20 protein-coding genes and 1 riboswitch are annotated in these 19,440 nt (G+C 59.5%); of the genes, 16 read left to right on the forward strand and 4 right to left on the reverse strand.

The features are described 5' to 3' along the window. Nucleotides 1–92: 92 nt before the first annotated feature. From PHU01S_RS00355 to PHU01S_RS00405, 11 genes are all read left to right on the forward strand, one after another. Entirely contained in the window at nucleotides 93–1,394 is a 1,302-nt protein-coding gene (locus PHU01S_RS00355; protein WP_127505456.1) for a Zn-dependent hydrolase, read from the forward strand. Beyond that, nucleotides 1,366–2,739, forward strand: coding sequence for an NAD(P)-dependent oxidoreductase (locus PHU01S_RS00360; RefSeq protein ID WP_049867468.1), 1,374 nt, complete (start codon nucleotides 1,366–1,368; stop codon nucleotides 2,737–2,739). The genes PHU01S_RS00355 and PHU01S_RS00360 overlap by 29 nt, the downstream gene beginning before the upstream one ends. Nucleotides 2,740–2,854: 115 nt before the next feature. Further along, nucleotides 2,855–4,141, forward strand: a complete 1,287-nt coding sequence (gene preA, locus PHU01S_RS00365; protein WP_021880783.1) for an NAD-dependent dihydropyrimidine dehydrogenase subunit PreA — start codon at nucleotides 2,855–2,857, stop codon at nucleotides 4,139–4,141. 2 nt (nucleotides 4,142–4,143) lie between these two features. Next, nucleotides 4,144–5,580, forward strand: a complete 1,437-nt coding sequence (gene hydA / locus PHU01S_RS00370; protein ID WP_127505458.1) for a dihydropyrimidinase — start codon at nucleotides 4,144–4,146, stop codon at nucleotides 5,578–5,580. Next, the gene (locus PHU01S_RS00375; RefSeq protein ID WP_127505460.1) at nucleotides 5,577–5,816 is read left to right on the forward strand and encodes a hypothetical protein; all 240 of its coding nucleotides are present in this window, start codon (nucleotides 5,577–5,579) and stop codon (nucleotides 5,814–5,816) included. The genes hydA and PHU01S_RS00375 overlap by 4 nt, the downstream gene beginning before the upstream one ends. Nucleotides 5,817–6,079: 263 nt before the next feature. Further along, complete coding sequence (deoC, locus tag PHU01S_RS00380; protein WP_021880780.1) at nucleotides 6,080–6,754, forward strand: deoxyribose-phosphate aldolase; 675 nt, start codon at nucleotides 6,080–6,082, stop codon at nucleotides 6,752–6,754. Between the two features lie 232 nt (nucleotides 6,755–6,986). Beyond that, entirely contained in the window at nucleotides 6,987–8,168 is a 1,182-nt protein-coding gene (gene deoB, locus PHU01S_RS00385; RefSeq protein ID WP_048744112.1) for a phosphopentomutase, read from the forward strand. A gap of 48 nt (nucleotides 8,169–8,216) precedes the next feature. Further along, nucleotides 8,217–8,933 (forward strand): purine-nucleoside phosphorylase, encoded by a 717-nt coding sequence (gene deoD, locus PHU01S_RS00390; RefSeq protein ID WP_127505463.1) that lies wholly within the window; start codon nucleotides 8,217–8,219, stop codon nucleotides 8,931–8,933. 169 nt (nucleotides 8,934–9,102) lie between these two features. Next, nucleotides 9,103–10,404 (forward strand): pyrimidine-nucleoside phosphorylase, encoded by a 1,302-nt coding sequence (locus PHU01S_RS00395; RefSeq protein WP_127505465.1) that lies wholly within the window; start codon nucleotides 9,103–9,105, stop codon nucleotides 10,402–10,404. Between the two features lie 204 nt (nucleotides 10,405–10,608). Next, the gene (locus PHU01S_RS00400) at nucleotides 10,609–11,655 is read left to right on the forward strand and encodes a M42 family metallopeptidase (protein ID WP_021880775.1); all 1,047 of its coding nucleotides are present in this window, start codon (nucleotides 10,609–10,611) and stop codon (nucleotides 11,653–11,655) included. Between the two features lie 52 nt (nucleotides 11,656–11,707). Continuing rightward, nucleotides 11,708–12,319 (forward strand): thymidine kinase, encoded by a 612-nt coding sequence (locus PHU01S_RS00405; RefSeq protein WP_127505467.1) that lies wholly within the window; start codon nucleotides 11,708–11,710, stop codon nucleotides 12,317–12,319. Nucleotides 12,320–12,406: 87 nt separating this feature from the next. On the opposite strand, the gene PHU01S_RS26835 is transcribed toward PHU01S_RS00405, so the two are convergent. Beyond that, complete coding sequence (locus tag PHU01S_RS26835; RefSeq protein WP_021881879.1) at nucleotides 12,407–12,535, reverse strand: hypothetical protein; 129 nt, start codon at nucleotides 12,533–12,535, stop codon at nucleotides 12,407–12,409. A 216-nt stretch (nucleotides 12,536–12,751) separates the two neighbouring features. Between PHU01S_RS26835 and PHU01S_RS00410 the strand changes: the two genes are divergently transcribed. Further along, entirely contained in the window at nucleotides 12,752–13,012 is a 261-nt protein-coding gene (locus PHU01S_RS00410) for an HPr family phosphocarrier protein (protein ID WP_021881878.1), read from the forward strand. 81 nt (nucleotides 13,013–13,093) lie between these two features. Here the strand turns inward: PHU01S_RS00410 and PHU01S_RS00415 are convergent, their stop codons facing one another. Further along, nucleotides 13,094–14,032, reverse strand: coding sequence for a DMT family transporter (locus PHU01S_RS00415; protein WP_127505469.1), 939 nt, complete (start codon nucleotides 14,030–14,032; stop codon nucleotides 13,094–13,096). Between the two features lie 125 nt (nucleotides 14,033–14,157). On the opposite strand from PHU01S_RS00415, the gene PHU01S_RS00420 reads away from it, so the two are divergent. Both PHU01S_RS00420 and PHU01S_RS00425 read left to right on the forward strand, forming a co-directional pair. After that, entirely contained in the window at nucleotides 14,158–14,481 is a 324-nt protein-coding gene (locus PHU01S_RS00420) for an antibiotic biosynthesis monooxygenase (RefSeq protein WP_021881876.1), read from the forward strand. Nucleotides 14,482–14,560: 79 nt separating this feature from the next. After that, nucleotides 14,561–14,752: a hypothetical protein gene (locus tag PHU01S_RS00425; RefSeq protein WP_021881875.1), complete on the forward strand. Its 192-nt coding sequence runs from the start codon at nucleotides 14,561–14,563 to the stop codon at nucleotides 14,750–14,752. An 84-nt stretch (nucleotides 14,753–14,836) separates the two neighbouring features. Here PHU01S_RS00425 and PHU01S_RS00430 read toward each other — a convergent pair whose 3' ends face one another. Beyond that, nucleotides 14,837–15,538: an HAD family hydrolase gene (locus PHU01S_RS00430; RefSeq protein ID WP_164762918.1), complete on the reverse strand. Its 702-nt coding sequence runs from the start codon at nucleotides 15,536–15,538 to the stop codon at nucleotides 14,837–14,839. 168 nt (nucleotides 15,539–15,706) lie between these two features. On the opposite strand from PHU01S_RS00430, the gene PHU01S_RS26840 reads away from it, so the two are divergent. Beyond that, on the forward strand, nucleotides 15,707–16,750 hold the full coding sequence (locus tag PHU01S_RS26840; protein WP_127505474.1) for a protoglobin domain-containing protein: 1,044 nt from the start codon (nucleotides 15,707–15,709) through the stop codon (nucleotides 16,748–16,750). Between the two features lie 68 nt (nucleotides 16,751–16,818). Here PHU01S_RS26840 and PHU01S_RS00440 read toward each other — a convergent pair whose 3' ends face one another. Next, nucleotides 16,819–18,282: an NAD(P)/FAD-dependent oxidoreductase gene (locus PHU01S_RS00440; RefSeq protein WP_127505477.1), complete on the reverse strand. Its 1,464-nt coding sequence runs from the start codon at nucleotides 18,280–18,282 to the stop codon at nucleotides 16,819–16,821. Nucleotides 18,283–18,330: 48 nt separating this feature from the next. After that, nucleotides 18,331–18,430: riboswitch (purine riboswitch) on the reverse strand. A gap of 290 nt (nucleotides 18,431–18,720) precedes the next feature. On the opposite strand from PHU01S_RS00440, the gene PHU01S_RS00445 reads away from it, so the two are divergent. Then, complete coding sequence (locus PHU01S_RS00445) at nucleotides 18,721–19,407, forward strand: Na-translocating system protein MpsC family protein (RefSeq protein WP_021880766.1); 687 nt, start codon at nucleotides 18,721–18,723, stop codon at nucleotides 19,405–19,407. The last annotated feature ends 33 nt before the right edge of the window (nucleotides 19,408–19,440 follow it).

The following is a 19,440-nucleotide window of genomic DNA, read 5'->3' on the forward strand; positions in this document are numbered from 1 at the left end:
GAGGGGAATGGAAAATAAATATTCAAAAAATTCGGAAAATTGAGTATGATACGTTATGTAACCTTACATTACGCTTCGAGGGAGGAAGCCCAATGAAGGAAGCCGGAGCAGCCGTATCGATTGAACGACTGCGTTCGAGAATTGCCAGTCTGGGGCGGATCGGAGCGATAGGCGCCACCTCGGCCAGCCGGCCGGCCATGAGCGCTCTTGATGCGCAGGCGCGGGAAACCGTACGGAGCTGGATGGAGGAGGCGGGGATGAAAGCTCGGGTCGACGCCTTCGGAAACTTGATCGGGAGGATGGAAGGCATGGAAGACGGCCCTGTCCTCATGCTGGGATCGCATATCGATACGCAGCCGAATGCGGGTCTTTATGACGGCGTCGCAGGGGTGGTCGGCGCGATCGAAGCGGTGCAGCTCCTGCGCGATTCGGGAGAGCCGCCTCAAGGCCCCGTCGAGGTGGCCGTCTTTTCCGACGAGGAAGGCTGCAGGTTCGACAAGGGCTTGTTCGGATCGAGAGGACTTGCCGGCAGGCTGGAGGAGGGGGAACTTGACCGAACGGACGCTCAAGGCGTCACGAGGCGCGAGGCGCTGCTGACATTCGGCGGGGACCCAGGCCGCTTCGCGGAAGATGCCTGCTCTCCGGGCGCCGTCAAGGCCTATCTGGAGCTGCACATCGAGCAGGGACCCGTGCTGGAGTCCCTGAACGCATCATGCGGACTCGTCACCGGCATCTCGGGTCCGCTCTGGTGGACCGTCGAGCTGCGGGGATTCGCCGGCCACGCAGGCTCCGTGCCGATGGCGATGCGCCGGGACGCGCTGGCGGGAGCGGCGGCGGTCATTGCCGGGCTGCAGGAGCTTCTTCGCGGCGAGGAGGGCTCGCCGGCCGTGGGCACGGTCGGCTCGCTACATGTCTATCCGAATTCCCGCAACGTCATTCCGGAGAGGGTCCGGTTCACGGTCGACCTGAGGGATATGGACATGTCGAGGCGCGGCAGGCTGGAGCGTCGGCTCCGCCTTCTCATCGCGGACAAGGCGGCCGACAACGGCTTGGAATGGGACCTTGTCGTCGATACGGACAGCGAGCCCCGCTATTGCGATCCGGACTTGATGGCTGCCGTCAGGGAAGCGGCGGCCGAAGCGGGCCTGCCGCTGCCGGAGCTGATGAGCGGTCCGTTCCACGATGCGCTTGCGATGTCGCATGTGTGCCCGTACGCCATGATCTTCATCCGCTCGCGCGATGGAATCAGCCATAATCCGCTTGAATATTCGAGCCCGGAGGATATCGCGGCAGGCACGGAGCTGCTGGCCCGGACGCTCATGCGCCTGGCGGCCCGGCCGCCGTACGGGGAAGGAGGACGGCGCGATGGGAATCGACAAGCTGAGAAGCTTTGAGGAGGCGGGCGGCCCATTCGCCGAGCTGACGCTGCCGCTAAGCCGCGCCGCCGCTATGGAAGAATCCAACCGCTGCCTGTACTGCTATGATGCGCCCTGCATCCGGGCCTGTCCGACCGGCATCGACGTGCCTGCCTTCATCAAGCGCATCGCAACGGGCAATACGGCCGGTGCCGCTTATACAATCCTGGACGCCAATCCCTTGGGAGCGAGCTGCGCGCGCGTCTGTCCGACGGAGCTGCTCTGCGAAGGGGCCTGCGTGCTCGGCGGCCCGTCTACGCCGATCATGATCGGCAGGCTGCAGCGCTATGCTACGGACGATGCCGCCGCGAGCGGACGCCAGCTGTTCCAGGCCGGCGAGCCGAATGGACGCAGCGTCGCTGTCGTCGGCAGCGGCCCGGCGGGACTGTCGGCCGCCCGCGAGCTCGCGAGAGGCGGCTTCAAGGTTGTCGTCTATGAAGCCAAGGCCGAGGCGGGAGGGCTCGGGCATTCCGGAATCGTCTCCTTCCGCCTCCCGCCTCATGTGCCCCGCTGGGAAATTTCCCAGATCGAGGGGCTTGGCGTCGAGATCCGCACCGGCGTCCGCATCGGCGGCTCGGTGAGCGCGCAAGAGCTGCTGGGCGGGTATGACGCGGTTCTGCTTGCGGCAGGCATGGGATATGTGCCTCCGCTCGGACTGCCGGGAGAGGAGCTGGATGGCGTCTACGACGCGATCCGCCTCATCGAGACGACGAAATCGGGCCGCATCCCCTCGAGGCTGGAAGGAGCGCGGGTCGCCGTCATCGGAGCCGGCAATACGGCCGTCGATGCGGCGACGAGCGCGCTGAGGCTCGGCGCGGCTTCCGTCCGCATCGTCTATCGGCGGACGCAAGCGGAGATGACGGCTTATCCGTTCGAATACGAGTTCGCCAAGCGGGAGGGAGTGGAATTCCGCTGGCTCACCCTACCGGTCGGCATTGCCGGCGACGGTTCGGGAGGAGTCGCCGGACTGGATTGCGTGCGGCTGGAGCTGACCGGGGAGCGGGGACGGGACGGCCGGAAAATTCCGGTTCCGCTTCCTTCCTCGGAGTTCCGCATGGCAGCGGATGCGGTCATTTTGGCTACGGGACAGCAAAGGCTGATCTCTCTTTCGGAGCAGTTCGGCCTTCGCCATGAACGCGGAATTCCGGAGGTCGACCCCCTCACCGGGAGAACTTCTCATCCGCGGGTCTATGCGGCAGGGGATATGATCCACGGCTCCGGAGCCGGGGAAGCGACCGTCGTCTCGGCGGCGGAGCAGGGCAAGCGGGCCGCCGCGGCGATCGCCTCCGCTCTGGCGGGGGGGACGGAAGCTGCGGCCGGATGACAGCAGCGCCGTCAGAAGACTGCGAGGCTTCCAGAAGACAGCGGGGCTGCCAGAAGACAGCAAGGCCGGCAGATGACTAGTGAACGTCCCAGGTCCACCGACAGGAGGCGAAGGCATGGCCGATTTATCGATTTCCATGGCGGGAATCACATCGCCGAACCCGTTCTGGCTGGCGTCCGCTCCGCCTACCAATACAGGGTATCAGGTGCAGAGAGCGTTTGAAGCCGGCTGGGGAGGAGCGGTCTGGAAAACGCTCGGCGAGCCGATCATCAATACGTCCTCCCGCTTCGCGGCCGTCCACTACGGCGGGAGGCGCGTGGCCGGCTTCAACAATATCGAGTTGATTTCCGACAGGCCGCTGGAAGTGAATCTGCGGGAAATCAGGGAAACGAAAAGGCTTTATCCGAAGCACGCTGTGGTCGCCTCGCTGATGGTCGAGCCGAAGCGGGAGAAGTGGCATGAGATCGTGAAGCGCGTCGAGGATGCGGGAGTGGATGGACTGGAGCTCAACTTCGGCTGTCCGCACGGAATGGCGGAGCGCGGCATGGGCGCGGCATCGGGGCAGCAGCCGGATCTCGTCGAGATGCAGACGCTGTGGGCCAAGGAAGCCGCCTCGACGCCGGTGATCGTGAAGCTGACCCCTAACATTACGGACGTCAGGATAACGGCCCGCCATGCGGTACTTGGCGGCGCGGACGCGGTCAGCCTGATCAACACGATCAACAGCTTGGCCGGAGTCGACCTCGATACGTGGAACACCGTTCCCCATGTCGGCGGCCTGGGAGCGCATGGAGGCTACTGCGGCCCGGCCGTGAAGCCGATCGCCTTGAACATGGTGGCGGAATGCGCCCGGGATTCCGAGATAGGCGTGCCGATCTCCGGCATCGGGGGGATCTCCTCCTGGCAGGATGCGGTCGAGTTCATGCTGATGGGCGCTTCGGGCGTGCAGGTATGCACGGCGGCGATGCACCACGGCTTTCGGATCGTCGGGGACATGATCGACGGCCTGAACCGGTATCTGGACGACAAGGGGCTGGCAGCGGCGAGCGAGCTGACCGGCCGCAGCGTCGGCCGCTACGGAGACTGGGGCGATCTGGATCTCAACTACAGAGTCGTCGCGCGGATCGATACGGCGGCCTGCATCAACTGCAACAAATGCCATATCGCCTGCGAGGACGCTTCGCATCAATGCATCGACATGCTGACAGGAAGCGGCGGCAAGCCGTTCCTGCAGGTGAGGGAAGAGGATTGCGTCGGCTGCAACCTCTGCTCGATCGTCTGCCCGGCCGACGGCGCGATCGAGATGGTGGAGCTGCCGGGAGCCGCGCCCCTTACGTGGAATGAACGCCAGCGGGCGCTGGAGAAGCTGAATGCCGATTCGGCCGAGATGGAGGCGGTATGACGATGAGCTCAACGAAAGTGATTGTCGGCGGGACGATTGTGACGGCAAGCGATATGTACCAAGCCGATATTCGGATCGAGAACGGCATCGTGGCGGCGATCGGCAGCCGCCTCGATGCTGCCGGAGCCGAAATCATCGATGCGGCAGGCTTGTATGTATTTCCGGGTGGAATCGATCCCCACACCCATCTGGACATGCCGTTCGGCGGCACCGTCACCGCGGACGACTTCGAGAGCGGCACGATTGCGGCCGCATTCGGAGGCACGACGACGGTGCTCGATTTTTGCCTGACCAAACGGGGCGAACCGCTGTCCGATGCGGTGCGGACCTGGCATGCCAAAGCGGCCGGCAAAGCGGCCGTCGATTACGGATTCCATCTCATGGTGGCGGATGCCGGAGAGCAGGCGCTGAGGGAGCTGCCGGAAATTATCGGGAGGGAAGGCATTACCTCTCTCAAGGTGTTCATGGCCTACAAGGACGTCTTTCAGGTGGATGACGGAACGATGTTCCGGACGCTGCAGCTTGCCAGGGAGGAAGGAGCGCTCGTCATGGTCCATGCCGAGAACGGGGACGTCATCGACTTTCTCGTCGAGCAGGCGCTGGCGCGGGGCGACACCGATCCGATCCATCATGCCCTTACCCGTCCTCCCGAGCTGGAAGGAGAGGCGACCGGGCGGGCCGCGGAGCTGGCGGGGCTGGCGGGAGCTCCCCTCTATGTCGTCCACGTCACCTGCGCGCAGGCGGTTCAACGCATCGGGGAGGCCAGGGCGAGGGGACTGGCGGTATACGGCGAGACCTGCCCCCAGTATTTGACTCTGGACATCTCCAGCCTGGAAAAGCCGGATTTCGAAGGAGCCAAATATGTTTGGTCTCCGCCGCTGCGGGAACGGGAGCATCAGCAGGTTTTGTGGGACGCCTTGTCCAGCGGAACGCTGCAGACAGTCGGGTCGGATCAATGCTCCTTTCATTTCAAAGGACAAAAGGAGCTGGGACGCGGCGATTTCTCCAAAATACCGAACGGCGGCCCTACGATCGAGGACCGGTTCACTCTTCTCTATTCCGAGGGCGTGGAGAAGGGGCGAATCACGATCCATCAGTTCGTCGACCTCGTATCGACGGCAAGCGCCAAGCTGTTCGGGCTGTTTCCGCGCAAAGGCACGATAGCGGTAGGGAGCGATGCCGATCTCGTCCTGTTCGACCCGTCCGCCAAACGGATTTTATCGGCGGATTCCCATCATCTTAAAGTCGATTACAGCGCCTTTGAAGGGATGGAGGCGACGGGGAAGCCGGTATCGGTGCTTCTGCGCGGACAGTTCGTCGTTCGCGACGGCGAGTTCGTCGGTCAAGCCGGCTGCGGAAGGTACGTGCCGAGAGCCAGATTCGGTGCAAGGACGCCGATATCCGTACCGGAAGCTTCTGCGGGGGGGAGGGGGGGATGAGCGCCTGCGAATCCGCATGGGAAGAGAAGCGGCTGCTGGACCGGCTGCTGGAGGAAGAGCGGAGCATCCTGGACGTACGAGAGGATTTGGACGGAACTGTCGTCCGCTTCTCCGCTCCGGTCGCCGGTTCCGGCCGGCATGCTTCTTCCCCTTGCCTCATCCGGCTGCAATCGGCCGATGCCCGCAAATACGTCGCCAATCTGGTCATCCTTCAGATTCATGCGGCGGAGTTATAGGCGGCTGGGGACGATCGAATCGATAGGAGAAATGTGCAGGCTGCCGCAGCTTGCAAGCTGCATCGGCCAGACCGGGGAGTGCAATCCGAAATTCGAAATGAGAGAAGATGGAAAAACCGAGAAGCCTGCCGAATAATCGGCAGGCTTTTTATGGCATTCTAGGGATAGGAAACCGGTTGAACAAATGCTTATCTACCGTTTTACAATTGTTCAGAGCGGTGATATGATGAAGGCAGCATGCATAATTAGGGGATGATGAGCACATGGAGCATAAGCAATTGGCAGGCATGATCGACCACACGCTGCTTCGCGCGGACGCGGTCAAGGAAGAGATCCTCAAGCTGACGGAGGAGGCGAAGCAATACGGCTTCGCTTCGGTCTGCGTGAACCCGGCATGGGTAGAGCTTGCGGCGGCGCAGCTTGGCGGAACGGACGTGAAGGTATGCACGGTGATCGGCTTCCCGCTCGGGGCGTCGACAAAAGAGGCGAAGGCTTTTGAAACGACGGACGCAATCGCCAACGGCGCCGGAGAAATCGACATGGTCGTCAATGTCGGCGCTCTCAAAGGCGGAGACGACGCGCTTGTCGAGGCCGACATCCGCGCTGTCGTCGAGGCGGCTGCGGGCAAAGCTGTTGTCAAGGTCATTATCGAGACCTGCCTGCTGACGGATGAGGAGAAAGTCCGCGCCTGCGAGGCTGCCGTGCGCGCCGGAGCCGACTTCGTGAAGACGTCTACAGGCTTCTCTACGGGCGGCGCCACTCCGGAGGACGTGGCGCTGATGCGCCGCACGGTCGGTCCGGACCTGGGCGTCAAGGCATCGGGCGGCGTCCGCAGCCTCGAGGACATGCAGCGGATGGTGTCCGCAGGCGCGACCCGAATCGGAGCAAGCTCCGGCGTCAAGATCATGCAGGGCGGCCAATCCACCGCTGCTTACTGAGGAGCTCGATCCGAAGCAAGGCTTCCATGAAGCCGGAAGAACCGGAAGGTTTTTCCGGCTTTTGATTTTGCGCGCGCAGCGGCTTCGCGCCGGCATTTGCCGCGAAGCCTGCCTCGGGCTATGATGGAAGAAGCGGCTCCCGAGACGCGGCGTCTGCCGGCCATTCTACCGGCCCAACAGCATCCGGTTCGATCGTCCGCTTACTTATGGAATTCAGAAAGGAAGGGCCCAAATGCAGCCATTCAAACGCATTCATGTCATCGTCATGGACTCCGTCGGCATCGGAGAAGCTCCGGATTCAGCCGATTTCGGAGATCATGGCGTCAACACTTTGGGACATATAGCCGATCATATGGGCGGGCTCTCGATGCCCAACATGGAGAAGCTGGGGTTGTCCAACATCGCTCCGATTCTCGGAGTCGAGCCGGCGACGGCTCCGCAGGCCTATTACGGCCTCATGCAGGAAGCCTCCAGCGGCAAGGACACGATGACGGGCCACTGGGAGATGATGGGGCTGCGCATCGATACGCCTTTCCGCGTATTCGAGCATGGATTCCCGCAGGAGCTGATCCAGCGGATCGAGGAGCATACCGGCCGCAAGGTCATCGGCAACAAGCCGGCCAGCGGAACGGAAATCATCGACGAGCTGGGCGAGGAGCATATGCGCACCGGAGCGTTGATCGTGTATACATCGGCTGACTCGGTGCTGCAGATCGCTGCGCACGAGGAGATCGTGCCGCTGAAGGAGCTGTACGACATCTGCGAATTCTGCCGCGAAATCACGCTCGAGGACCCATATATGCTCGGACGGATCATCGCCCGCCCGTTCATCGGCGAGCCGGGGACGTTCAAGAGAACGGCCGGACGGCATGATTATGCCCTCAAGCCGTTCCAGCCGACCGTCATGAATACTCTCCAGGAGGCCGGGCTTGACGTTGTCGCAATCGGCAAGATTTCCGATATATTCGACGGCGAAGGCGTAACCCGCTCTATCCGCACCGCGAGCAATATGGAAGGGATGGACAGGCTGGCCGAAGTATGCGGCGAGGATTTCACCGGCATGAGCTTCCTCAACCTGGTCGATTTCGATGCCCTGTACGGGCACAGGCGCGACCCGCAGGGGTATGGAGAGGCTCTGCAGGAGTACGATGCGCGCCTGCCTGAAGTGATCGGGAAGCTTGGCGAGGACGATCTGCTTGTCATTACGGCGGATCACGGGAATGATCCGACCTATATCGGCACCGACCATACGCGCGAATACGTGCCGCTGCTGGTCTATTCCCCGCGTTTCCAAGGCCGCGTCAGCGCTCTGCCGCTCAGGACGACTTTTGCTGACGTAGGGGCTACGATCGCCGACAACTTCAAGGTGAAGGCTCCCGAGCACGGCCATAGCTTCCTGGGGGAGCTGCAGTAGCTCTCCCGCTTCCGTTTTTCAGACCGACAATGCAAAGGAGAAATGAGCATGAGCGTACATATCGGAGCCAAGGAAGGCCAGATCGCGGAGACGGTGCTTCTGCCCGGAGACCCGCTGAGAGCCAAATATATCGCTGAAACGTATTTGTCCGAGGTGGAGCTTTACAATGAAGTCCGCGGAATGCTGGGCTATACGGGCATGTACAAAGGACAGCGCGTCTCCGTGCAGGGCTCGGGCATGGGGCTGCCGTCCATCAGCATCTACGCCCAGGAGCTGATCCGCAGCTACGGCGTCAAGAACCTGATCCGGGTCGGCACCTGCGGAGCGATGCAGCAGCATGTCCGGGTGAGGGACGTCATCCTTGCTCAAGCGTCATGCACCGACTCCAGCATGAACCGCCATCAATTCCTCGGCTACGACTATGCCCCGATAGCTGACTTCCAGTTGCTCAGAAAAGCGTACGAGCTGGCATCGGCAGCCGGCATGAAAGTCCATGTCGGCAACATCTTCAGCACCGATGTCTTCTACAAGGAAGACACCTCCGCGGTTCAGCGCCTGATGGATCATGGCGTGCTCGGAGTGGAGATGGAGACGACGGCGCTGTACACGATCGCCGCTCGCCATGGCGTCAAGGCGCTTACCGTCCTTACGGTCAGCGACCATCTGCTTACCGGAGAGGAAACGACGGCAGAAGAGCGCCAATCGACCTTCAACGACATGATGGCGGCCGCTCTCGATACCGCCGTGTCGATCGATCCGAAGTAGCTGCCGGGCCGCATCATTGATGCCGTTAAATTTCGACAGAAGCTTCCGGATTCCGGCAAATCGATTAACGTCATTAAAAATGGGCGGATAGGCTCTGTAGGGGCATGGGATGAGAATTAATCGTATATATCATTTACGACATTAACTATTGAAGGGATGGTCTTCGTTCATGAGAATGGTGGACTTGATCGAGAAAAAGCGCGACGGGCATGAATTGAGCGAAGAGGAAATCGCCTTCATCATCCAAGGCTATACGAACGGGGATATACCCGATTATCAGATCAGCGCCTGGGCGATGGCGATCTTCTTCCGCGACATGTCCAGACGCGAGAGGGCGGATCTGACGATGGCGATGGTCCGTTCCGGCGATTCCATCGACCTGTCGGATATCGAGGGCATCAAGGTCGACAAGCATTCGACGGGAGGCGTCGGCGATACGACGACGCTCGTACTTGCTCCTCTCGTTGCCGCTGCCGGCGTGCCGGTGGCGAAGATGTCCGGACGCGGCCTCGGCCATACGGGCGGCACGATCGACAAGCTCGAGGCGGTGGAAGGCTTCCATGTGGAGCTGACCAAGGAGGACTTCACCCGTCTCGTCAACGAGCATGGCATCGCCATCATCGGCCAGAGCGGCAATCTGACGCCGGCCGACAAGAAGCTGTACGCTCTCAGGGACGTCACGGCTACGGTCGATTCCATCCCGTTGATCGCGAGCTCCATCATGAGCAAGAAGATCGCGGCCGGAGCCGATGCGATCGTCCTCGACGTGAAGACCGGCGCCGGCGCATTCATGAAGGATGAGCAGGATGCGAGGGAGCTGGCGGAGGCGATGGTCGCCATCGGCAACGAAGTCGGCCGCAAGACGATGGCCGTCATCTCCGACATGAGCCAGCCGCTCGGCCTTGCGATCGGCAACGCGCTTGAAGTGAAGGAAGCGATCGATACGCTGCGAGGCGAAGGACCGGCCGATCTGCTGGACCTGTGCCTCGCTCTCGGACGCCAGATGGTCTATCTCGGCGGCAAGGCGGCATCGCTCGAGGAAGCGGAGGACAAGCTGCGCGCTCTTATCGCGAGCGGCGCGGCGCTTGACAAGTTCAAGGAGTTCATTGCCAACCAAGGCGGAAATCCTGCCGTCGCCGACAATCCGGAGCTTCTGCCGCAGGCGCCGTACCGCATCGAGCTGCCGTCCAAGGAGGACGGATTTGTCGCCGAAATTACGGCTGACGCCGTCGGCACGGCCGCGATGATTCTCGGAGCCGGCCGCGCGACGAAGGAATCCGAAATCGATCTGTCGGTGGGCCTCGTGCTGAACAAAAAAGTGGGCGACGCCGTCAACGCGGGAGACTCCCTCGTTACGATCCATGCTTCCAGCGAGGACGTCGCAGAGGTCAAGGAGCGCCTGTACAAAGCGATTCGCGTTGCGGGCAGCGCCAAGGCGCCTGTGCTGGTCCGGGGAATCGTAACCGAATAAGCGATTCAGGATTCATGCCGCCGGCTGCGCCGACAAGCCGCGGCCGTCATGTCCCTTTCGATCAGCCTGCATGGACGGCTGGCCGGAAGGGACTTTTCCGTGCTGCGCTGCAGCCGCCTTGGACGGCGGTCCGGCCAAGCAAAATATGGTACAATGTCGAAGGATTCAGGATGATGAAGCTTAGTTGGAGAGGGGAATGTCGGAATGGCTGTTCTGAAGGATAAGCTCGATCGAGCGTACATTCTTGATTTTTTGCAAAAGCTTCTGGAGACGCCCAGCCCGAGCGGCTTCTGCATGAATATTATGTCGCTGGTCCAGCGGGAGGCGGAGCGTCTCGGCTACAAGATGGAATTGACGCCTAAAGGGAACGGCATCTTGACCGTTCAGGGAACGGGAAGCAAGGCTCCGCTGCTGCTGTCCGCCCATGTCGATACGCTTGGCGCGATGGTCCGCTCCGTCAAGGGCAACGGCATGCTCCGCATGACGCCGATCGGCGGTTATGCGATGCATACGGTCGAAGGGGAGTATTGCCAGGTGCATACCCGCAGCGGCCGGGTGTACGAGGGCACCGTGCTGTCGACGGCGACGTCCGTGCATGTGTATCCGGATGCCCGCAGCCAGAAGCGCGAAGAGGCGACGATGGAGGTCAGGCTCGACGAGTCGGTGTTCAGCAAGGAGGACACGCTTGCGCTCGGAATCGCGCCGGGCGACTTCGTCTCGTGGGATCCGCGCGTGCGCATCTTCGACAACGGCTGGGTCAAGTCCCGCCATCTGGACGACAAGGCCAGCGTCGCAGCGCTGTTCGGCATTCTCGAAGCGCTTAAGCGGGAAGGGCTCCAGCCGTCAGGAAGCGTTACCTTCCTCATTTCGACCTACGAGGAAGTCGGCCACGGAAGCGCCCATATCCCGGCGGACATCGTCGAGATGATAGCGGTCGACATGGGCGCGCTCGGCGACGATTTGTCGGCAACGGAGCTCGACGTATCCATTTGCGCCAAGGATTCCTCCGGTCCTTACGACTACGGCATGACTTCCAGGCTGATCGAGCTCGCCCGGCGTGAGCAGCTTCCGCATGCGGTCGACATTTATCCGTTCTACGGCTCGGATGCCTCGGCCGCTCTGCGCGGCGGAGCGAACATCCGGGCGGCGCTGATCGGCCCCGGCGTCCATGCCTCCCACGGGATGGAGCGTACGCATGCGGATGCGATCCTCCATACAGGCGCGCTGCTGCTCGCCTACATGATGGAATAGGAAGCTGCCGTCCGGCAGCGCAGAAGGATCGATTGAAGAGGGGGAAGCCGTTTTGGCCCAGCTGTATTACAAATACGGGACGATGAACAGCGGCAAGTCCTTTGAGATCATCAAGGTTGCCCATAATTACGAGGAGCAGGGAAAAGCGGTCCTGATCTTCTCTCCGGCCATGGATACGCGCAGCGGAGAAGAGCAGGTCGGGTCCCGCGTCGGCTTCACGCGCAAGGCGCTCCCGGTCCGCGAAGAAACCGACATCTTCGAGGAGGTGCTGCGGCATCAGCCTGCGGGAGCGCCGAAGGCGATCTACTGCGTGCTCATCGACGAGGCGCAGTTTCTGAAGAAGGAGCATATCCTGCAGCTGACCCGGGTCGTGGACGAGCTGAATGTGCCGGTGATGGCATTCGGGCTCAAAAACGATTTCCGCAACCAGCTGTTCGAGGGAAGCTATTATCTGCTTGCGCAAGCAGACAAGATCGAGGAGATCAAGACGATCTGCTGGTATTGCGACCGCAAGGCGACGATGGTGATCCGCTTCCTGGACGGAGTTCCCGTGAACGAAGGGAATCAGATTCAAATCGGAGGCAACGACGACTACAAGCCCGTCTGCCGCAAATGTTATAACGCGGCTTTCTCGGCGAGCATGGAAAACGAACCGGATAAATGAATGAAGCCGGCCTCTTCAACGCCTGTCAAATGGCGTTGAAGAGGCCGGCTTTTGTTTCGAGCCCGCTTTGAGCTGCCGCTTGTCTTGTCAGCGGCTTTTCCTTTTCGCTTTCCTGCTCAGCCAATATATCCACCCGCCGACGCCGATTACGACCGCAGCGGCGAGGATGTAGAACAACACGGCATACATCCTGTCCTCGAATGGGGACATCATCATCACAATCGCCTCCCGTATATAGGTATTCTTTACCCAACTGCGGGCGATTTAAGACATGCCGCAGCAATTAGGGACGCAAGTCCGCTTACGACCTCGCCAAGGCCATTCATTATTTTGGTGAATGCGCTTCAAGCAGGAACCCGGCTCCTCATTTCGAATATAACGTACACATGCGGTGATTCGATTTTATCCCGAGGAAAAGAAGGTCAATGCAGGATGCGAGTTCATGAATTTGTGATTGCTGCCGATTTTACCCGCGAGGATCTTGCCCGGCTATCCTCGGAATCCGCCCGCTTCCGTTCGGACATCAAGCTAGAGTTCGCTCATGGGGACGGCATCAACATCGTGGACGTGAAAAGCCTGCTCGGCATGCTTCTGCTGCCGATCCGCTCCGGTACGCGCGTCATGCTGCGCGTCAAAGGGAAGGATGAGGAGGAGGCTTTCCTCCATATGCTGGAGCTGCTGGAGAAGGAATAAGGAGGAAGACGGGCGGAACCGTATAAAAGAAAGGCCAGCCCGGAATGGGGCTGGCCTGTTCGGCTTGGCAGCATGGCAGGCTCAGGAAACGGCGCCGCTCGTCGTGTCCAGGGCAGGATCTCCTTGCTTGGCGGCGGAAGGGCGTTCCTCCGACTTGAGATAGAGGATGAAGCCGGCAATCATGAATACGCCGCCGATCAGCTGGAACCCTGTGATCAGCTCGCCGAACAACAGGAGGCCGAGAAGGCTGGCGCCGATCGGCTCGGCCAGCACGGCCATGGAGATCGTCGTCGCCTTGATCGATTGCAGCAGCCAGTTGAAAATCATATGGCCGAAGACGGTCGGGATGATGGCGAGCAGCAGGAACAGTCCCCATTCCCGTGATTCATACCCCATCATCGGGATGCCTGCGAACACATTGTAGACAGCGAAGCAAAGCGCGGTGATGCCGAATACGATCAGGCTGTAGACGTAAGATGGGATTCGCGCCATGAGCTGCTTGGCCAGAATCATGTTCACGGCAACGGCGACCGTCCCGAGAAGGGACAGCGTATCTCCGAAAAAGGCGCTTTGCGACAGGCCGAAGTCGCCTGAGCTCACCAGGATGGCTCCGGCAATCGATACCGACATGCCAATGACCGCTGAGCGGCGCAGCCTGTCCTTGAAGACGAGGTAAGCGCCTATGGCTACAAATACGGGCTCAAGAGTGAGCAGAATCGTAGAGCTTGCGATCGAGGTGTAGGACAAGGAAGCCATCCAGAGCAGGAAATGCAGCGCCAGGAAGAAGCCTGCGACGGTCAGCTTCACCCAGTCCCGAAGAGTGATCGACGCGAAGGCATGGCGATGTTTCCAGCCGAAAGGCAGCATCAATAAAAAGGTGAAAAGCATCCGGTACAGCCCTTGAACGGATACGGGAGCACTGGAATAACGGACAAGTATGGGAGAGCAGGAAATGGCGGCCATACCGACGACAAGGGGCAATAGAATCGACAAAGTTGATTTCGGCTGCAAAGTATTCATCCGAATATTTTAATCGTTCCGAAGCTTTGCTGCAATTCCTTTTTCATTGACAATGAGAATTATTATCAATTATCATGAAGGAGGATGGATAGCAGAATGGAGACGATCGAAAGGGGACAAGCCGCATGCTCGTCATTCAACGCCGGATCAAAGTGAAGGAAGGTTTCTCCGGACAAATCGTGGAGCGGTTCAGCAAGCCGGGACCGGTACAGGAAATGGACGGATTCATTGATATGAGCGTCCTTGTGAAGGCTGTTCGCCGGGGTGAGGAAGAAGTCATCGTCCAAATCCGATGGGAGTCGGAAGAGGCTTGGAAGGGCTGGGAAAAAAGCGATGTCCATATCCAAGGCCACCGCGAGAGCCGCGGCAAGACGCCGCCGGATTATGTGCTGGAAACGGAAGTCTCCCGATATGAGGTTGCGGCTGTGAAGGGTTCTATTGCCCGCTGATTGTCACATTTATAGCCCGAAAGAGTCATACGCATGTCCCGGCTCCAAGCTAAGCTAAAGGTGGAAGGAGCTGCTGCCCATGCATGTCGGCGAGGATACATCCTTGACGGACTCGCTTTATTTGATTTTCTTTGGACTTCTCATGATCGGGACGATTATACTGTTCGTGTACGGCTTCAAAAAGATGGACGATTCCGGCGATGACGAGGAGGAGGCGACGCCTGCTTCTGCGCCGCCTCATCGTCCCCAGGACAGCCAGGCTCAGGATTAGGCCGGCATCCGCAGCATCCATAGACTCCAATGAAAGTCCAAAAAAACCGCCGATCGGCGGTTTTTTTTATGCTGTCCATGCGCGTCAGAAGGCGCGGGTCGGATCCGTAGGCTGCCATAGCTCGAGCCAGCGAGCCATTTCGCCGATGGACGGTATCGTGCCGCTCGGCTGGAGAGACGGAGAGGGGCTGGATTGGCGCAGAGCCAAGCCTTGGCGGATCCATAGGGCATGCATGCCGACCTGGCGCGCGGGAACGATGTCGTTGTCGATCCGGTCTCCTACCATTAAAGCTTTGCAGGCGGGACAGCCCGTCGTTTGGAGGGCATGCTCATACAGGCGCGGATCCGGCTTCACCAGGCCCGTCTCCGCGGAGGAGAATACCGCTTCAATATGCTCCATGAGCCCGTAAGACTCCAACCGATGGACGGTTCCGGCGCTCTGATTGGCGATGACTCCGATCCGATAGCTCCCGCTGAGCGACTGCAGGAGGCTCTTCGCCTCCGGGAACGGCTTGTCCAGCTCCTTGCGGTATTTCATTTCCTTCCAGATCGCTTGGCGAAGCGCGTCGTCGGGGAACAGCCGCAGCAGGATATCGGCCATCGGAAACGGAGAGAACCGTTCATGGGCTTGCATCCAGGCTTCCCGGATGTCCCGCTCGCATACCGCGATCCCCCGGCGCCCGGCTGCGCGGATGAGCTGCGAGATAATATCGGCTATCGGCGCGGATTCATCCACGAGTGTCTCGCCGACGTCGAAAAAGATCCATTCCACCGGATTGCTTTTCACTTGTTTTCTTCCTTCCCGTTGCATGCAGTCGATTACTATATCGTACCATGACGGAAAGCGGGCCTCAAGAACGGAGGCAGCGTTTTCAATTTGCTGCGGCACTAAACTATTTCAACGCACCAGCCGATAAAGTCAGGATTAGGTTAACAAAGGCAAGGAGATGGGGACATGATTGCCGTTGCGCCGGAAAGAGAAGCCCAGCTACAATTCATTGGGTTGAAGCAAGAAGACCTGGATCTGCTTCAAGGCAGCAGGGCCGTATTCGAGAACATCGTGGACAGGCTCGTAGACTCGCTGTATGGGCAGATCGCGGCGAAGCCCGAGCTGAGAGCGATCATTGAAGCCCACAGCACGCTGGAGAGGCTGAAGGCGACGCAAAGGACATACTTCCTGTCGATGACGGATGGAACGATCGACGAAGCCTATTTCAACAACCGCCTCCTGGTAGGCAAGATCCATTCCCGCATCGGGCTGACGACCCGGTGGTATCTGGGCGCTTACATGATTTATTTGGATCTCGCCGCCGCCCACCTGGCAGCCGAGCTTCCGGGACAGTGGACGCCGGTGCTCCATTCCTTGACGAAGATGTTCAACCTCGATTCGCAGCTTGTGCTCGAAGCCTATGAAAAGGACGAGAAGGCCAAGCTGGAGAGAGTGCTGGACAGCAAGTCCCATATTCTGACGGGCGTCAGCGAAGCGATCCGCCAGCTGGCGGCGGGAATGGAGCAGGTAAGCCGCAGCACGGCAGCAGTCAACAGGCTGGCCCGAGCGACGGTGCTGTCGCAGGAGCAGACCGACGCCGAACTCGGCTTGCTCGGCGAACAGATCGGCTCCATCGAATCCATGGGCGCGCTCATGGGCGACATTTCCGACCGGACGCATCTCCTCGGTCTCAACGCCGCTATCGAAGCGGCGCGGGCCGGCGAGCAGGGTAGAGGCTTCGAAGTCGTCGCGGGGGAAGTGCGCAAGCTTGCCCGGCATTCCAAGGAATCGCTTGAGCTGATTCAGGAGAAGGTGGAATCGATCGGCGAGGTGCTGCACAAAGTGCAGGCGATGTCGAGGGACACGGCTCAGGCTGCCGGAGAACAAGCCGCAAGCTCCGAGGAGCTGGCTCTGTTCATCCGGATCATCGAGAACGTTTCGGTGGAGCTGGAGCAATTGAAAAGCGAGGCGGAGCGATCCATAACGGACGGAGTCCAGACGGACGGTTAAAGACGACAGCAATTGGATAGGCAAAAGGAAGGCAGACCGGATTTTCCGGTCTGCCTTTTTGATTGGATTCAGGACAGCGCAGCAGCAGGAGCGGATGCCGTACCGATCCGCTCCAGCATGGAGCGGGCGATCCAGACGCCTGCGGCGCCAGCCTGAGCCAGTCCGCGCGTAATGCCGGCGCCGTCGCCGCCGCAGTACAGGCCGCGGATTTCCGTCTCAAGCTTCGTGTCGAGCTTCGGCCTGGCGGAGTAGAATTTCGCCTCGACGCCGTAGAACAGCGTGTGTTCCGAAGCAATGCCGGGTGTTACTTTCTCCAGCGCTTCCACCATCTCGATCAGGCTGCGCATCGTGTTGTAAGGCAGCACGAGTCCGAGATCGCCGGGGACGGCCTCCTTCAAGGTCGGCTCCAGAAACCCTTCGGAGATGCGGCTTGCCGTCGAGCGGCGCCCGCGGATGATATCCCCGTATTTCTGGACGATGACGCCGCCGCTCGAGAGATCGTTGGCCCGCCTGCATATTTCCCTCGCATATTCGTTCGGCTTGTCGAACGGCTCCGTGAACGTATGGGAGACGAGCAGCGCAAAGTTGGTATTCCGGGATCCGAGGCTCGGATCCTTGTAGGAATGGCCGTTGGCGGCCATGACGCCGCTGTGGTTCTCGACGACGACATGTCCGGAAGGGTTGCTGCAGAACGTGCGCACCCGGGTGCCGACCGATGTGTTGAAGACGAATTTTCCTTCGTACAGATGCTCGTTGATTTCCCGCATGACGACATCGGACGTTTCGACCCTGACCCCGACATCGACCTGGTTGTTGTACATCTTGAGCCTGCGCCGCTTGAGCACCGACGTGAGCCAGGCGGAACCATCCCGGCCGGGAGCGATCATGACGAGATCCGCCTCATGCGTGGTCCCGTTTTTGAACGCGATTCCCGTAATGCGATGTCCGCCATCCTGTTTCTCGGTGACAATGTCCTCGACTTCGGTCTTGAACGACATCTCGATGCGCGTTTTCAAATATTCATAAATGGACTTGAGGATGTCCAGATTCTGCTCGGTGCCCAGATGCCTCACTTCCGCCCGCAGCAGCTTGAGTCCGGCGGCATAGCCGCGCTGCTCGATGCTTCGGATCGTATCCGTCGTAGGATCGGTGATGGCCGCTGTCGCTCCGTGCTCGAGGTTGATGCTGTCCACATAGCGGATCAGCTCCAGAACTTTGGAAGGGGCGAGATAATCCGTCAGCCAGCCTCCGAATTCGGTCGTAATGTTGAATTTGCCGTCGCTGTATGCGCCCGCCCCGCCGAAGCCGGCTGTAATGGAGCAGGCCGGCAGACAGCCGGCGAAGTCTTTTTTGCCTGCCGCCGGCGGGCAAAGCTGAATCTTTTCTTCCAGTATGGGACAGCTGCGGCGATAAATATCATGGCCTTTGTCCACAAGCAGAACGTTCAGTCCCGGATGCTGCAGCGTCAGCTCGTAGCTGGCAAAGATGCCTGCGGGTCCGGCTCCGACGATGATCACATCATATTTTCCCATCCTAATCATCCTCCCGGCTTCATCAAAAAATCCCGGCTGCAAACGGGTATGCGAAAGCATCCCGTTCGTAGCCAGGAATTTGAGGTTCCTTGTAGAGACCCCCGAACCTTATTATCGGGGATATACGAACGCGCCGGGTAAGGCGACAAGTGAAATGGTAACCGAGAAGCGCGTATGTGTCAACGATTTTGAATGAAATTATTCGTAATTGATTGAATTACACACTAACAATATCATTATATATAGGTTTATTTGATCTAAACACGAACATTGATGAAATCAACAAGGTCTTCAAGCGGGTTTCAAAATAAGCAGGGCCCGTTTGCCGGCGGCCATTCTGTCGATAAGCATCTCTATCTATCGATGGCATTATATGCTATAATGGCGACGTCCAAGTTCAAAATCGTTTTTGATACTAGCTAAAAGGATGACTAAAGGTTGGAGAACCGTGCCGCTCTGTCCCAATTGACCAGCCAAATGGGCAAATTGCTCCGAGACCGCTTCGGCAAAGGTCCGGAATCGATTTTCGTTTCAAGCAATGAAGTATGCGTGACCATGCATTTTCGCCAGTTCGTCAGCGTGGTCGAGAAGATCATGCTGCAGCAGAACAAGGACGAGGCTGTCAGGGAAATGCGCCAGCTCGTAATGGATCTCCTTCTGCCGGATTTCAAGGCTCTCGTTCTGGAGTCGCTGGATCTGGAGATTACGGATGTGTATTACGACTGGAACCTGGACAACCACTCCGGAATCATGGTCGGTTTGGTGGACAGCTCCAAATTCGAAGCGCATCAGGAGAAGTACAGGGGCAAGCCGTACATACACGAATCGGTGAGAAGGATATCGGAAGAAGCAGAGAAGCTTCCTGACAAGCTTTACTCGTTCTGGACGAATCCCCGGACGTTGATCGTGTACCGGTCCGGCATTCTGATCAAGCTGGAGAAGGAATTGCTCCGGGCCGGCTACGAGCCGGCGCTTCGCGTAGCGAAGCGCTCGCTGGAAAAATCCATGCTGCTTACGGAAGTCGACATGAACCGTGCGGTGGGCCGCAGCCCCGACGGTCTGTACCTCGACTGGAAGTTCGACAAGGATCAAAGCATTATCGTTTATACGTTTCCAAACGAATAACGGACTTTATGACCAGATATTACGATACGCTGT

It is taken from the genome of Paenibacillus humicus NBRC 102415, assembly GCF_004000905.1.
Classification (GTDB): domain Bacteria; phylum Bacillota; class Bacilli; order Paenibacillales; family Paenibacillaceae; genus Paenibacillus_O; species Paenibacillus_O humicus.

What these genes read in the sequence shown, in the direction of transcription:
- deoD (WP_127505463.1), top strand. Translation starts at nt 8,217, where the DNA reads ATGAGCGTACATATCGGAGCCAAGGAAGGCCAGATCGCGGAGACGGTG.
- PHU01S_RS26840 (WP_127505474.1), top strand. Translation starts at nt 15,707, where the DNA reads ATGATTGCCGTTGCGCCGGAAAGAGAAGCCCAGCTACAATTCATTGGG.
- PHU01S_RS00395 (WP_127505465.1), top strand. Translation starts at nt 9,103, where the DNA reads ATGAGAATGGTGGACTTGATCGAGAAAAAGCGCGACGGGCATGAATTG.
- PHU01S_RS00360 (WP_049867468.1), top strand. Translation starts at nt 1,366, where the DNA reads ATGGGAATCGACAAGCTGAGAAGCTTTGAGGAGGCGGGCGGCCCATTC.
- preA (WP_021880783.1), top strand. Translation starts at nt 2,855, where the DNA reads ATGGCCGATTTATCGATTTCCATGGCGGGAATCACATCGCCGAACCCG.
- PHU01S_RS00410 (WP_021881878.1), top strand. Translation starts at nt 12,752, where the DNA reads ATGCGAGTTCATGAATTTGTGATTGCTGCCGATTTTACCCGCGAGGAT.
- hydA (WP_127505458.1), top strand. Translation starts at nt 4,144, where the DNA reads ATGAGCTCAACGAAAGTGATTGTCGGCGGGACGATTGTGACGGCAAGC.
- PHU01S_RS00440 (WP_127505477.1), bottom strand. Translation starts at nt 18,282, where the DNA reads ATGGGAAAATATGATGTGATCATCGTCGGAGCCGGACCCGCAGGCATC.
- deoB (WP_048744112.1), top strand. Translation starts at nt 6,987, where the DNA reads ATGCAGCCATTCAAACGCATTCATGTCATCGTCATGGACTCCGTCGGC.
- PHU01S_RS00355 (WP_127505456.1), top strand. Translation starts at nt 93, where the DNA reads ATGAAGGAAGCCGGAGCAGCCGTATCGATTGAACGACTGCGTTCGAGA.
- PHU01S_RS00400 (WP_021880775.1), top strand. Translation starts at nt 10,609, where the DNA reads ATGGCTGTTCTGAAGGATAAGCTCGATCGAGCGTACATTCTTGATTTT.
- PHU01S_RS00420 (WP_021881876.1), top strand. Translation starts at nt 14,158, where the DNA reads ATGCTCGTCATTCAACGCCGGATCAAAGTGAAGGAAGGTTTCTCCGGA.
- PHU01S_RS00415 (WP_127505469.1), bottom strand. Translation starts at nt 14,032, where the DNA reads ATGAATACTTTGCAGCCGAAATCAACTTTGTCGATTCTATTGCCCCTT.
- PHU01S_RS00425 (WP_021881875.1), top strand. Translation starts at nt 14,561, where the DNA reads ATGCATGTCGGCGAGGATACATCCTTGACGGACTCGCTTTATTTGATT.
- deoC (WP_021880780.1), top strand. Translation starts at nt 6,080, where the DNA reads ATGGAGCATAAGCAATTGGCAGGCATGATCGACCACACGCTGCTTCGC.
- PHU01S_RS00375 (WP_127505460.1), top strand. Translation starts at nt 5,577, where the DNA reads ATGAGCGCCTGCGAATCCGCATGGGAAGAGAAGCGGCTGCTGGACCGG.
- PHU01S_RS26835 (WP_021881879.1), bottom strand. Translation starts at nt 12,535, where the DNA reads ATGATGATGTCCCCATTCGAGGACAGGATGTATGCCGTGTTGTTCTAC.